The sequence below is a fragment of the Halanaerobium praevalens DSM 2228 genome (genome assembly GCF_000165465.1).
Taxonomy (GTDB): Bacteria; Bacillota; Halanaerobiia; order Halanaerobiales; family Halanaerobiaceae; genus Halanaerobium; species Halanaerobium praevalens.
In genome coordinates, this window is the sequence record NC_017455.1 from 770,264 (window position 1) to 784,730 (window position 14,467).

Sequence of the window (14,467 nt, forward strand, 5' to 3'; positions counted from 1 at the left end):
CTGATAGATTTTCTGAAACTAAATGAATAAAAATAATAGTAGGTGAATTAAAAATGAAATTTAAAGCTCCCAGAGGAACAAATGACATACTCCCACCAGCTACTCTGAAGTGGCAGTATATTGAAGAAAAGACACATGAGGTATTTTCCAATTATAATTATCATGAAATTAGAACTCCAATTTTTGAATATACAGAACTTTTTCAGCGTGGAATTGGTGAAGTAACTGATATTGTTGAAAAAGAAATGTATACTTTTGAAGATAAAGGTGGACGAAGCCTTACTTTAAGACCAGAAGGAACTGCTTCTGTTATCAGATCATTTTTAGAAAATAAGATTTATGGTCAGGCCCAACCCACAAAGTATTATTATATTGGCCCAATGTTTAGATATGAAAGACCACAATCAGGAAGATTTCGACAGTTTCATCAATTAGGAGTTGAGGCAATTGCTTCTAATGATCCAGCTTTAGATGCAGAAATAATTTCTTTAGGAATTCGTTTATTACAAAAGTTTGGTTTAAATGAACTTGAGTTAAATTTAAATAGTGTTGGTTGTCAAGAATGTAGACCTGATTATGTAGCTAAACTAAAAGAATATTTAACTAAAAATAAGGAACAATTATGTGATAACTGTAAAAGTAGAATTGAGAGAAGTCCACTTAGAGTTTTAGATTGTAAAAATAAAAATTGTCAGTCAGTAATTAATTCTGCTCCTAAAATCACTGAAAATCTTTGTTCTAGTTGTGATGAACACTTTAAAGAAGTACAATCATATTTAGATATTTTAGAAATTGATTATCAAATCAATCCACTTTTAGTTCGAGGTTTAGATTATTATACAAATACTGCTTTTGAAATTAAAGATAATGCTTTAGGAGCTCAAGATACTATTTTTGGCGGTGGTCGCTATAATGGTTTAGCTGAAGAAATTGGAAATAGAGATGTACCTGGAATTGGTTTTGCTTTAGGAATAGAAAGATTATTACTTTCCTTAGAAGCTAAAGATATTAAACTACCAGTAGAAGCAGGAGTTGACCTCTACATAACAGTAATTGGTGCTAAAGCTAAAAGAGAATCATTTAAGTTATTAGATAAATTAAGAAGCTCTGGCTTTAAAACTGAAATGGATTATCTTGATCGAGGAGTAGGTTCACAAATGAAATCTGCAGATAGAATGAATGCAGAGTATACTATAATTATTGGAGAAGATGAATTAAATAAAAATGCGGCCACAATTAGAAATATGAAAAGTGGAACTGAAAAAGAGATTAAATTAACTAATTTATTAGAAGAAATGAAGCAGCTAGTAGCTAAGGAGGAAAATTAAGATGTCAGAAACAATAAAAGATTTAAAGCGAACTCATCTTTGTGGTGAAGTAAGTGAAAAAGAAATTAAAAAGCAAGTAACAATTATGGGATGGGTTCAAAAAAGAAGAGACCATGGTGGAGTTATTTTTACAGATATTCGGGATCGTTCAGGTATAGTGCAGGTTGTTTTTAATCCTGAGATTGGTGAAAGTTTATTTGCTAAAGCAGATACTCTTCGTTCTGAATATGTTATTGCAATAACTGGTGAGGTGAGATCTAGACCAGAAGGAAATGTTAATCTTGATTTACCAACAGGAAAAATTGAAATTAAAGCCATAGAATTAAGAATTTTAGATAAAGCCAAAACTCCTCCAATCCAAATTGAAGATAATATTGATACTGGAGAAGATATTAGACTAAAATATAGATATTTAGATTTAAGAAGACCTAAAATGAAAAAAATAATAGGATTGCGTCATCAAGTTACAAAAACAACCAGAGATTACTTAGATCAAAATGGATTTTGGGAAATTGAAACTCCAATTTTAACTAAAAGTTCACCTGAAGGAGCAAGAGATTATTTAGTTCCAAGTAGAGTCAATCCTGGAGAATTTTTTGCTCTACCTCAATCTCCTCAGATTTTCAAACAGTTATTGATGGTTTCAGGAATGGAAAGATATTTTCAAATAGCACGTTGTTTTAGAGATGAGGATTTAAGAGCTAATCGTCAACCAGAATTTACTCAGATTGATATGGAAATGTCATTTGTTAAACAAGAAGAAGTAATGGAAATTACCGAAGGTTTAATGAAAGAATTATTTTCTATTGGAGAAATTGAAGTTCCTAATAAAATTGAAAGAATGACTTACGAGGAAGCCATTAATCGTTTTGGTTCTGATAAACCTGATCTTCGTTTTGGAATGGAACTTAAAGATTTATCAGAACTTGTAAAAGATAGCGATTTTAATATTTTTAGTGGTACTGTTGCTAAGGGCGGCCAAGTTAAAGGTATTAATTTTAAAGGTGGAGCAGATTCTCCAAGAAGTACAATTGATGGCTTTGAAGAGTATGTAAAAATGTTTAAGGCAAAAGGATTGGCTTGGATAGCTTTAAGAGAAAATGGTTTAAAATCACCAATTGCTAAATTCTTATCAGAAGCAGAAATTGAAGCTATTAAATCTAAGCTTGAGGCTCAAAAAGGTGATTTATTACTAATTGTTGCTGATCAAGCCTCTTTTGTAGCAGCTGCCCTAGGTAATTTGCGTTTAAAAATTGCTAAAGAAAATGGTTTAATTCCAGCAGAAGTGTATAAATTTGTTTGGATTATTGATTTTCCTTTATTTGAATATGATGAAAATGAAGATCGGTTGACAGCTATTCATCACCCATTTACTGCTCCTAATGAAGAGGATGTTAATAAATTAGATAGTGATCCTACTTCTGTAAGATCTAAAGCTTATGATCTTGTTTTAAATGGAGAAGAATTAGGTGGTGGAAGTATCAGAATTAATAACAATAAACTGCAAGAAAAAGTTTTTTCTGCTTTAAATATTAGCCAAAAAGAACAAGAAGATAAGTTTGGTTATTTATTAGAAGCTTTTGATTACGGAACTCCACCTCATGGTGGAATAGCATTTGGTTTAGACCGCTTAATGATGATTATTAGTCGTACAAGTTCCATTAGAGATGTAATTGCTTTTCCTAAAACTCAAAAAGCAACTTCACCTTTAACAAATGCACCAGCTAAAGTTGATAAAAAGCAATTAAAAGAATTAGGAATTTCACTTCGTTCTTAGTGTTATAGAACGTATATTTTTCTTGCAGATTTTTAGAAAATATGTTAAAATCTAATTATAGAAAAGTAAATATTATCTACCGTGTTCGATAATGATTAAACATTTTGACCAACACTTAGACATAGGGAGCTTGAACTCTACCTGCGGCGTAGAAGCCTTAGATGGACCTATAAACCAGGTAGGAGAGCACCCACTTGGCAGACCAGGGATCAAAATTCCAAATCAACCGGCACGGTGGATGAACTTTTAGCTAACCTTTTTAGGTTAGCTTTTTTTTTTGCAGAACAATATCTTTTTTGCTATTATAGGTTTAAGTTAAAAAATAACTGAGGTGAAAATTAATGCGAGCAAAAGAAGCTATTAGAGAAAAAGTACTTAAAGAAAGATCCAAAATAAAAAAGATTAAAATTGATAAGTGGAGTAATCAAATTGAAAATAATTTTTTTAAAATCCCTCAATTAAATAAAATTAATAAAATAATGGCTTATGCTTCAATGCGGAATGAAGTTAAAACTTTTAGCTTAATGAAAAAATTAATAGATCAAAATTATTCATTATACCTACCATATACTAAAGGTGATCAGATTTCTTTAGGTATAGTAAAAATAAATAATCTTAAATCAGATTTAGAATTAGGTACTTATGGTGTACAAGAACCTAAACATAAACTCAGAACTAAAGCGATTCCAACAGGTCTGGATTTGATAATTGTGCCTGGTGCTTGTTTTAGTAAAAATGGTTATAGAATTGGTTATGGTGGTGGTTATTATGACAGTTTTTTAGCTGATTATGGTATTTCTGCTCTTAAAGTTGGATTTTGTTATAATCGTTTTATTTTTGATTCTATTCCAACTGAAAGTCATGATATTCCTGTTGATTTTATAATTACAGAAAAAGAAATTATTTCTACAAAGTAATAGAGGTGAAATTATGAATCTTTTTGAAAATGAAGCAAAAGCTGAAAAAAATGATCATCCACTTGCATATAGAATGAGGCCTCAAAGCTTAGCTGAATTTTATGGTCAAGCTGAAATAGTAGGAGAAAATAAACTTTTAAGTAGAGCAATTAAAGCTGACCGACTGCAGTCTCTTATTTTTTATGGACCACCAGGTACTGGAAAAACAAGTTTAGCTCAGGTAATTGCTAATCAAACTGAGGCAGATTTTGTTAAATTAAATGCAGTTACTGCTGGAGTTAAAGATATTAGAGAAGTGATCAAAAAAGCTAAGTCTAACCGTAATTTATATAATAGTAAGACAATATTATTTATTGATGAAATTCATCGTTTTAATAAGTCACAGCAGGATGCTTTATTGCCTTCTGTTGAAAAGGGAACTATAATTATGATTGGTGCTACAACAGAGAATCCATATTTTGAAGTTAATTCTCCTTTATTATCTCGTTCTAGAATTTTTAGATTAGAAAAATTAAATTCAGATCAGATCGTTTTAATATTAAAAGCAGCTTTAAAAAATAGGAAGAGAGGTTTAGGAAAATTAAATATTGAGATTAAACCTAAGCTATTAAATTTTATTGGCCAGCTTGCGAACGGAGATGCTCGTGTTGCTTTAAACACACTAGAATTAGCTGTTTTAACAACTCCTCCTAATAAAAAGGGTATTATTAAGTTAACTAAAACGATCATTGAAGAATCAATGCAGAAAAAAATATTAAATTATGATCGTTCAGGTGATCAGCATTATGATATAGTTTCTGCTTTTATTAAAAGTATGAGGGGCTCAGATCCTGATGCAGCAATTTATTGGTTAGCAAGAATGATTGTTAGTGGTGAAGATCCTAAATTTATAGCTCGCAGAGTTATTATTCATGCAGCTGAAGATGTGGGAATGGCAGATCCACATGCTTTATTAATAGCTGAATCTGCTGCTAGAGCTGTAGAGCAAATAGGTTTTCCAGAAGCAAGAATTCCTTTAGCTGAGGCAGTAATTTATATTGCTACTGCTCCTAAAAGTAATTCCGTTATAAAAGCTATTGATAGTGCCATAGATTATGTAGAAAATAATAGAGCGCGCTCAGTTCCTTCTCATCTTAAGGATAATCATTATCAAGGAGCTTCTAATTTAGGACATGGTATAGATTATAAATATCCCCATGATTATGAACACAATTATATTAAACAAAATTATTTACCAGAAAAGATGAAAAAAATTTGTTTTTATGAGCCATCTGAGATGGGAAGAGAAAAAAATACAACTAAATTTTTAAATTATTTAAAAAATATAACAAAGTCAGAGGATGATTCTGATGTCTAAGTTAAAAAAAATACCTGCTAAAAATATGGAAGTTAGAACTCAAGTTAAAGATAGTAAGTTTTATGCTAGTATTTTTGCTGTTCAAAATCGTGCAGAAGCTGAAAAGAGAATTAGTGAAATCAGAAATAAATATGCTGATGCAACTCATAATGTACCTGCTTTTAGAGTTGAAAATCCTAAATTAGATCAGGAAGCCCTTGAATATTATGATGATGATGGTGAACCTGCAGGTTCTTCAGGCCCTCCAATTTTAGAAGCTATTAAAGGTAAAAACCTTTTAAATACAGTAATTATAGTTACCAGATATTTTGGAGGGACTAAATTAGGAATTGGAGGGCTAATTAGAGCTTATGGAGATACAGCTCGGTTAGCAATTGAAAAAGCAGGTATTGAGAAATTAGAGGAATTTTATCAAATAGAGATAAAAACACCTTTTGCTAAAGTGGGTATTGTATTAGGGCAATTAGAAGCTTTAGAAGCTGAAATTAATGAAAGTAAATATGATAATCAGGGAGCAATAGTTAGTGCAGTAATTAAAACTGAGCTGAAAAACAAATTTGAAAAAATTATAAAGGAAAAAACTGGTGCAGATTATAAATTAAAAATTTTAAAAAGTATTTATAAATAGTAACTGTGCGCATAGTATTGACAGTGTTTTTATCATATGTTAAAATGAAGGAAATGTTGATTATTAATGTCAAGTTTATATGAGGTGAGAATATGAGAGTTTCGACTAAGGGACGATATGGATTAAGGGCAATGGTAGATTTAGCAGAGCATGAAGAAGGTGAAGCTATACCAATTAGAAAGATTTCGGAGAGACAAGATATTTCAGAACAATATTTAGAACAACTATTTGCTACTTTAAGAAAAGCTGAACTAGTAAAAAGTGTACGTGGTGCTCATGGGGGCTATATGCTTAATCATGAACCAGAAGATATTAGTGTAGCTGATATTATTACAACTTTAGAAGGTCCAATTGCTCCAGTAGATTGTGTAATTGAATCTGATTTTTGTAATTATATTGATAAATGTGTAATTCATGGTTTATGGGAAGAACTTGCAGATGCGATTAATGGTGTAATAGAAAATATGACTTTGTCTGATCTGAGAGATAAAGCTATAAAAGAAAAACAAAGAGAAAAAAATAAATCAGAGGTTAAATAAAATGAAAAATATTTATTTAGATCATGCTGCAACAACTCCAGTTGCTCAAAAAGTAATAAAAGCAATGAAACCTTTTTATCAAGCTGATTTTGCTAATCCTGCTAGTGCTCATCTTCCTGGTCAAAAATCAGCAGCTGCAATAGAAGATGCTAGAGAAATAATTGCTGATTTTCTTGGAGCTGAGAAAGCAGAAGAAATTATTTTTACTGCTGGAGGGACTGAAGCCGACAATTTAGCTTTAAAAGGTGTAGCAATGGCAAAAGCTGAAGAAGGCAAGCATATTATAACTAGCCAGATTGAACATCATGCTGTTTTAAAAAGTTGTGAGTATTTAGAAAAACATTTTGATTTTGAAATAACCTATTTGTCTGTAGATGAAAATGGATTAGTAGATCCTGAGGAATTAAAAGCTCAGATTAGAGAAGATACTATTTTAATTTCAATTATGTATGCCAATAATGAAATTGGTAGTATTCAGCCCATTAAAGAGTTAGTAGAGATTGCTCAAACAAATGAAATTTTATTTCATACAGATGCTGTCCAAATACCAGGTCAGTTTAAATTAGATGTTAAAAATTTAGGAGTAGATTTACTTTCTATTTCAGCTCATAAATTTAATGGTCCAAAAGGAGTAGGTGCTCTTTTTGTAAAAAAGGGAATAGAATTAGTACCCCAAATGTCTGGTGGAAGTCAGGAAAGAAAAAGAAGAGCTGGCACAGTTAATTTGGCTGCAGTTGTTGGAATGGGAAAAGCAGCTACTATTACAGCCAGTAACTTAGAAAATAAAAAAGAAAAATTATTAGCATTAAGAGAATATTTTATTTCAGAATTGCTAACTAATTTTAAAGATGTTAAACTAAATGGACCAGAAGCAGAATTGCGTTTACCTGCTAATATAAATATAGCTTTTAAAAATTTTAATTCTGAATCATTATTATTTAATTTAAGTTTAAATAAGATAGCTGCTGCAGCAGGTTCAGCATGTGCTTCGGGATCTTTAAATGTTTCTCATGTTTTAGAAGCCATTGGTTTAGAAAAAGATTATGCTCAGGGATCTATTAGATTTTCTCTTGGTCAAAATAATACTAAAGCAGAGATAGATTATGTAATAAAAACTTTAAAAGAGATTACTACTAGATTAGAGTCATTATAATTAGAATAAATAAATTTATAAGGGTGTAAATAATGAAAAAAGTTATGATTGCAATGAGTGGTGGTGTTGATAGTTCTGTAGCTGCTGCTTTATTAAAAGAAGAAGGTTATGAAGTAATTGGCGGAACAATGCACATTTTTCCAGATTATGAAGAAGCAACTGATAGGGAAGATCATTGTTGTTCATATTCTGCAGTAAGAGATGCTAAAAGAGTTGCTCAAAAACTTGAAATCCCACATTTTGTATTTAATTTAAGAGAAGAATTTCAAGAAAAAGTAATTGATTATTTTGTTGATGAATATAGTTTAGGTAGAACTCCTAACCCTTGTGTAATGTGTAATAAAGAAATAAAGTTTGCTGCTCTGCATAAAAAAGCAATTGAAATTGGTTGTGATTATATTGCTAGTGGCCATTATGCAAAGATTGAAAAAGAAAATGGACGTTATATTCTAAAAAAGGGTTTAGATGAAAATAAAGATCAAAGCTATATGTTATATGTACTTAATCAAGAACAATTGAGTCAAACGTTATTTCCTTTAAGTGAATATACCAAATCAGAGATTAGAGAAAAAGCTAAAAATTTAGGTTTTGAAATTCATAATAAAGCAGAAAGTCAAGAAATTTGTTTTGTTCCAGATGATGATTATGTAAGATTTTTAGATAATAATTATCCTGAAATTTCAAATACTGGCCCTATATTAGATAGTGAAGGAAATAAAGTAGGTGAACATGAAGGTTTAGCTCATTATACAATCGGCCAAAGAAGAGGTTTAGGAATTTCTATGGGATATCCTATTTATGTTACAAATTTAGATTATGAAAAAAATGCTGTGATAGTTGGTAAAGATAAATCAGTATTTAGTGATGGATTAATTGCTGAAGAACTTAATTTTATCCCATTTGAAGATATTGATGGTAGAATGGAAGTTGAAGCGCAAATAAGATATAATAGTTTTCCAGTAAAAGCTTATATTGAAAAAATAAAAAACGATGAAGTAAAAGTGGAATTTGAAGAAGCTCAGAGAGCTGTCACTCCAGGGCAATCGGTTGTTTTTTATCTTGGAGATTTAGTTTTAGGTGGAGGAATAATTAAAAAAAGTTTTAAAAACTCTTGACAAATTCAAAAAGCCTTGATATGATAATAAACGTCGCACAGAACTTGTATTTCATTTTTACAAGTTGAACAAGGCTTTTTAAGTTTTTCTAAAAAGTTCTTGACAAATTGAGTGTGAGTTGATACAATATTAATTGTCGCTGATAAAAAACGCAGCGAATTATAAAAACAAATTACTTCTACATACTGCTTTTAATAAGTAAGTGTAAATTTAAAATTTGTTTTAATAAAAGAGTTTTATGCGAAGGGGTCAATCCCCTAGCAAGGCATCATCCTTTTGTTTTACAAAAGAAGATGCGTTGAACCTTGAAAATTAAACAGCAAGCCAACGTTAATATACTTTGAGTGTTAAAACTTAAAAGTAATTATTATAGTTTAAAGCTTATATTAAATAATATGAGCCAAATTCAAATTCTTTTTATGGAGAGTTTGATCCTGGCTCAGGACGAACGCTGGCGGCGTGCTTAACACATGCAAGTCGAACGGTCTACCTCGACTGATACCTTCGGGTTGAAGACGAGATCTAGATAGTGGCGGACGGGTGAGTAACACGTGAATAATCTGTCCTCAAGTCTGGGATAACCTGGCGAAAGTCGGGCTAATCCGAGGTAAGCTGAGAGTGTGGCATCACACAATCAGAAAAGGTGGCTCTGCCATCGTTTGAGGAGGAGTTCGCGGTAGATTAGCTAGCTGGTGAGGTAATGGCTCACCAGGGCAACAATCTATAGCTGGTCTGAGAGGACGATCAGTCACACTGGAACTGAGACACGGTCCAGACTCCTACGGGAGGCAGCAGTGGGGAATCTTCCACAATGGGCGAAAGCCTGATGGAGCAACGCCGCGTGAGTGAAGAAGGTCTTAGGATTGTAAAGCTCTGTCCTTAGGGAAGAACCGTGGGTATAGTAAATGCTACCCACCTGACGGTACCTTTGGAGGAAGCACTGGCTAACTACGTGCCAGCAGCCGCGGTAATACGTAGAGTGCAAGCGTTGTCCGGAATTATTGGGCGTAAAGGGTACGCAGGCGGATAATCAAGTCAAGCGTGAAAGGTGTCGGCTTAACCGACAGACTGCGTTTGAAACTGGTTATCTTGAGTGTAACAGAGGAGAGTGGAATTCCTAGTGTAGTGGTGAAATACGTAGATATTAGGAAGAACACCAGTGGCGAAGGCGACTCTCTGGGTTAACACTGACGCTGAGGTACGAAAGCTGGGGGAGCGAACGGGATTAGATACCCCGGTAGTCCCAGCCGTAAACGATGGATACTAGGTGTTGGAGGTTCGAATCCTTCAGTGCCGGAGTTAACGCATTAAGTATCCCGCCTGGGGATTACGATCGCAAGATTGAAACTCAAAGGAATTGACGGGGGCCCGCACAAGCGGTGGAGCATGTGGTTTAATTCGAAGCAACGCGAAGAACCTTACCGAGAATTGACATCCCGTGACCATCTATGAGAGTAGAATTTAGCACTTTGTGCTACACGGAGACAGGTGGTGCATGGCTGTCGTCAGCTCGTGTCGTGAGATGTTGGGTTAAGTCCCGCAACGAGCGCAACCCCTATTCTTAGTTGCCAGCGAGTAATGTCGGGGACTCTAAGAAGACTGCCGGTGAAAGTCGGAGGAAGGTGGGGATGACGTCAAGTCCTCATGCCCTTTATATCTCGGGCTACACACGTGCTACAATGGTTGATACAGAGGGGAGCTAAGCTGCGAAGTGGAGCAAATCCTTGAAAATCAATCCCAGTTCGGATTGCAGGCTGCAACTCGCCTGTATGAAGTTGGAATCGCTAGTAATCGCAGGTCAGCATACTGCGGTGAATACGTTCCCGGGCCTTGTACACACCGCCCGTCACACCAATCGAGTTGGGTGCACCAGAAGTCATCTGCGGATGCCAAAGGTGTGCCCGGCAAGAGGGGTGAAGTCGTAACAAGGTAGCCGTACCGGAAGGTGCGGCTGGATCACCTCCTTTCTAAGGAGAGAACGTGAGCTTGCTGTTTAATTTTGAAGGTTTAATTAGACTTTCTTGAACTAAAAGATTGTTTGAAATCCAACCTTAATTTTAACTAAATATTGAATAGAATAAATAAAATCCTTTAAAGATTGAGGGTTATATTTATTTAAAAAAGAGAATGGGCCTATAGCTCAGTTGGTCAGAGCGCACGCCTGATAAGCGTGAGGTCAGTAGTTCAAATCTACTTAGGCCCACCATTTAATTTTGTTTTTAGTTTTAATTAAGACTAAAGATGGGGGTATAGCTCAGCTGGGAGAGCGCCTGCCTTGCAAGCAGGAGGTCAGCGGTTCGAATCCGCTTACCTCCACCATTTATTAGATTCTTTTTTGCTGTTTAATTTAATAAGATTAGATCTTAGAAAATAGAAGTTAAACTTTAATTAGCTTAACTACTGATTTGTAAGATCTAGTTAAACTGAACTTGAATTGAAGTTTAGTTGCTAGTTAAAAACTGTACATTGAAAAATGCATATAGGAAATAGATTGATTAAGCTAGAAAGAGCTTATGGTGGATGCCTTGGCATTCAGAGTTGATGAAGGACGCGACCGGCTGCGAAAAGCCGTGGGGAGCTGCTAAATAAGCGTAGATCCGCGGATATCCGAATGGGGAAACCCACCAGTGTGGAGCACTGGTATTATATAGTGAAATAAGTAGCTATATAAGAACAAGCAGGAGAACTGAAACATCTTAGTACCCTGAGGAAAAGAAATCAAAACGAGATTCCCTTAGTAGCGGCGAGCGAAAGGGGAAGAGTCCAAACACTAAAGTGTAAGTCTGTAGACGTTGCTTTAAGTGGGTGTAGGATAGACTGTCTAAAAACTACAGTTTTTAGCTAACTTAAATTTTTTACCGAGTCGAATAAGCTGGGAAGCTAAACCAAAGAAGGTAATAGTCCTGTAGACGTAAGGTAAAAGAAGTTAGAGAATTATCCAGAGTATCACGAGACACGAGAAACCTTGTGAGAATATGGGAGGACCACCTTCCAAGACTAAATACTCCTGAATGACCGATAGTGAACAAGTACCGTGAGGGAAAGGTGAAAAGAACCCCGGAAGGGGAGTGAAATAGAAACTGAAACCATAAGCTTACAACAAGTAGGAGGGCTATTTAAAAGCCTGACTGCGTACTTTTTGTATCACGGACCGGCGAGTTACCAATCGTAGCGAAAGGTTAAGTCATAGAGATGAAGCCAGAGCGAAAGCGAGTCTGATAAGGGCGGAAGTTATGATTGGTAGACCCGAAACCGAGTGATCTATCCATGACCAGGGTGAAGCGAGTGTAAGAGCTTGTGGAGGCCCGAACCCACTTATGTTGAAAAATGAGGGGATGAGTTGTGGATAGGGGTGAAAGGCCAATCGAACTCGGAGATAGCTGGTTCTCCTCGAAATAGCTTTAGGGCTAGCCTCGATGTAAAAGTTAAATGGTTGTAGAGCACTGATTGGACAAGGGGCCCAACAAGGTTACCAAATCCATTCAAACTCCGAATGCCGTTTAATGTTCATCGGGAGTCAGACTATGTGGGATAAGCTTCATAGTCAAAAGGGAAACAGCCCAGACCACCAGATAAGGTCCCAAAGTATATGCTAAGTGGAAAAGGAAGTGAGATCGCACAGACAACCAGGATGTTGGCTTAGAAGCAGCCACTCATTTAAAGAGTGCGTAATAGCTCACTGGTTAAGCGGTTTTGCGCCGAAAATGTAACGGGGCTAAAGCATATCACCGAAGCTGTGGATTTATGGTTATATTTATATAATTGTAAGTGGTAGAGGAGCATTGTGTACGGAACGAAGCTGTACCGTAAGGAGCAGTGGACTGTACAGAAGAGAGAATGCCGGTATGAGTAACGAAAAAAGGAGTGAGAATCTCCTTCGCCGAAAGTCTAAGGATTCCTGGGGAAGGCTCGTCCTCCCAGGGTTAGTCGGGACCTAAGCCGAGGCCGAAAGGCGTAGGTGATGGAAAATCTGTAAAGATTCAGATACCACTATAAATTGTTTGAGTGAAGTGGGGACGCGGCAAAGAGAGTGGAGCGTGTGACTGGAAGAACACGTATAAGCTATAGAGTCAGGGTAAGGAGGCAAATCCCTTTACCCGCTAATGACTTTTAGTGATGTGGAGCCAATAGAGGTGAAGCCACTTAATGAGTCGCCAAGAAAAACCACTAATGAGATTTATAGTGCCCGTACCGCAAACCGACACAGGTAGACGGGAAGAGAATTCTAAGGCGCGCGAGAGAACCCTTGTTAAGGAACTCGGCAAAATGACCCCGTAACTTCGGGAGAAGGGGTACCCATTAGCATTAGCTAGTGGGTCGCAGTGAAAAGATCCAAGCGACTGTTTATCAAAAACACAGGTCTCTGCTAAGTCGTAAGACGAAGTATAGGGGCTGACGCCTGCCCGGTGCTGGAAGGTCAAGGAGAAGGCTTAGTGCTTGCCACGAAGGTCTGAACCTAAGCCCCAGTAAACGGCGGCCGTAACTATAACGGTCCTAAGGTAGCGAAATTCCTTGTCGGGTAAGTTCCGACCTGCACGAATGGCGTAACGACTTGGATGCTGTCTCAACAAGGGACTCGGTGAAATTAAATTGCCTGTGAAGATGCAGGCTACCTGCGACAGGACGGAAAGACCCCGTGGAGCTTTACTGCAGCCTGATATTGGGTTTTGATGTAGAATGTACAGGATAGGTGGGAGACTTTGAAACTGGCATGCCAATGTCAGTGGAGTCGCTGGTGGGATACCACCCTTTCTACAGCGGAATTCTAACTGGAGGCCATAAACTGGTCACAGGACATTGTCAGGCGGGCAGTTTGACTGGGGCGGTCGCCTCCCAAACAGTAACGGAGGCGCTCAAAGGTTCCCTCAGTGCGGATGGAAATCGCACGAAGAGTGTAAAGGCATAAGGGAGCTTAACTGCAAGACAGACAAGTCGAGCAGGTACGAAAGTAGGACTTAGTGATCCGGCGGTATAGTGTGGAATTGCCGTCGCTCAACGGATAAAAGTTACCCCGGGGATAACAGGCTTATCTCCCCCAAGAGTTCACATCGACGGGGAGGTTTGGCACCTCGATGTCGGCTCATCGCATCCTGGAGCTGAAGCAGGTTCCAAGGGTTTGGCTGTTCGCCAATTAAAGCGGTACGCGAGCTGGGTTCAGAACGTCGTGAGACAGTTCGGTCCCTATCCGTCGCAGGCGGAAGATACTTGAGAAGAGCTGTCCCCAGTACGAGAGGACCGGGATGGACACACCGATGGTGAATCAGTTGTTCCACCAGGAGCATAGCTGAGTAGCTAAGTGTGGAAAAGATAAGCGCTGAAAGCATCTAAGCGTGAAACAGACTTCAAGATTAGGTATCTCACTTCGTTAAGAAGTTAAGATCCCTTAAAGATGATAAGGTAGATAGGCCAGATGTGTAAGTGTAGTAATACATTGAGCTAACTGGTACTAATAGATCGAGGGCTTAATCATTATTTCCTATATGTGTTTTTGATTGTATAGTCGATATTAAATCGAATCTCAATCACTGATTAATTATTAACGCTTTTAAAGAAGCTTTATTCAGTAGAAAAAAGAACTCGCTTTGCTCAGACAGCTTTTTTCTTTAACTTTCATAAAGCCTGCAAAAGCTAAATTAATCAAGTTCTTCGATTC

The 14,467-nt window shown here is 36.4% G+C and carries 8 protein-coding genes, 2 tRNA genes, 2 rRNA genes and 1 other RNA gene; all 13 read left to right on the top strand.

The window, feature by feature from the left end:
• The first annotated feature begins 53 nt into the window (after positions 1-53).
• On the top strand, positions 54-1,328 hold the full coding sequence (gene hisS, locus HPRAE_RS03525) for a histidine--tRNA ligase (protein ID WP_014552878.1): 1,275 nt from the start codon (positions 54-56) through the stop codon (positions 1,326-1,328).
• Between the two features lies 1 nt (position 1,329).
• A complete protein-coding gene (aspS, locus tag HPRAE_RS03530; protein ID WP_014552879.1) occupies positions 1,330-3,105 on the top strand; it encodes an aspartate--tRNA ligase in 1,776 nt (591 codons plus the stop codon).
• Between the two features lie 70 nt (positions 3,106-3,175).
• Positions 3,176-3,350, top strand: a non-coding RNA gene (ssrS, locus tag HPRAE_RS11005) — 6S RNA.
• A gap of 96 nt (positions 3,351-3,446) precedes the next feature.
• Entirely contained in the window at positions 3,447-4,022 is a 576-nt protein-coding gene (locus HPRAE_RS03535; protein ID WP_014552880.1) for a 5-formyltetrahydrofolate cyclo-ligase, read from the top strand.
• 13 nt (positions 4,023-4,035) lie between these two features.
• Positions 4,036-5,379, top strand: coding sequence for a replication-associated recombination protein A (locus HPRAE_RS03540; protein WP_014552881.1), 1,344 nt, complete (start codon positions 4,036-4,038; stop codon positions 5,377-5,379).
• On the top strand, positions 5,372-6,007 hold the full coding sequence (locus HPRAE_RS03545) for an IMPACT family protein (RefSeq protein WP_014552882.1): 636 nt from the start codon (positions 5,372-5,374) through the stop codon (positions 6,005-6,007). Before HPRAE_RS03540 ends, HPRAE_RS03545 begins: the two co-directional genes overlap by 8 nt.
• A 92-nt stretch (positions 6,008-6,099) precedes the next feature.
• The gene (locus HPRAE_RS03550) at positions 6,100-6,546 is read left to right on the top strand and encodes an RrF2 family transcriptional regulator (protein WP_014552883.1); all 447 of its coding nucleotides are present in this window, start codon (positions 6,100-6,102) and stop codon (positions 6,544-6,546) included.
• A 1-nt stretch (position 6,547) separates the two neighbouring features.
• Complete coding sequence (locus tag HPRAE_RS03555) at positions 6,548-7,699, top strand: cysteine desulfurase family protein (protein ID WP_014552884.1); 1,152 nt, start codon at positions 6,548-6,550, stop codon at positions 7,697-7,699.
• Positions 7,700-7,731: 32 nt separating this feature from the next.
• Complete coding sequence (gene mnmA, locus HPRAE_RS03560; protein ID WP_014552885.1) at positions 7,732-8,814, top strand: tRNA 2-thiouridine(34) synthase MnmA; 1,083 nt, start codon at positions 7,732-7,734, stop codon at positions 8,812-8,814.
• A 416-nt stretch (positions 8,815-9,230) separates the two neighbouring features.
• Positions 9,231-10,781, top strand: a 16S ribosomal RNA gene (locus HPRAE_RS03565).
• Positions 10,782-10,943: 162 nt separating this feature from the next.
• Positions 10,944-11,020 (top strand) — tRNA-Ile (locus tag HPRAE_RS03570).
• 37 nt (positions 11,021-11,057) lie between these two features.
• Positions 11,058-11,133: transfer RNA gene (locus HPRAE_RS03575), tRNA-Ala, on the top strand.
• Between the two features lie 174 nt (positions 11,134-11,307).
• Positions 11,308-14,284: ribosomal RNA gene (locus HPRAE_RS03580) — 23S ribosomal RNA — on the top strand.
• Together the 16S and 23S rRNA genes with 2 tRNA genes alongside form the textbook arrangement of a ribosomal RNA operon.
• Positions 14,285-14,467 lie beyond the last annotated feature (183 nt).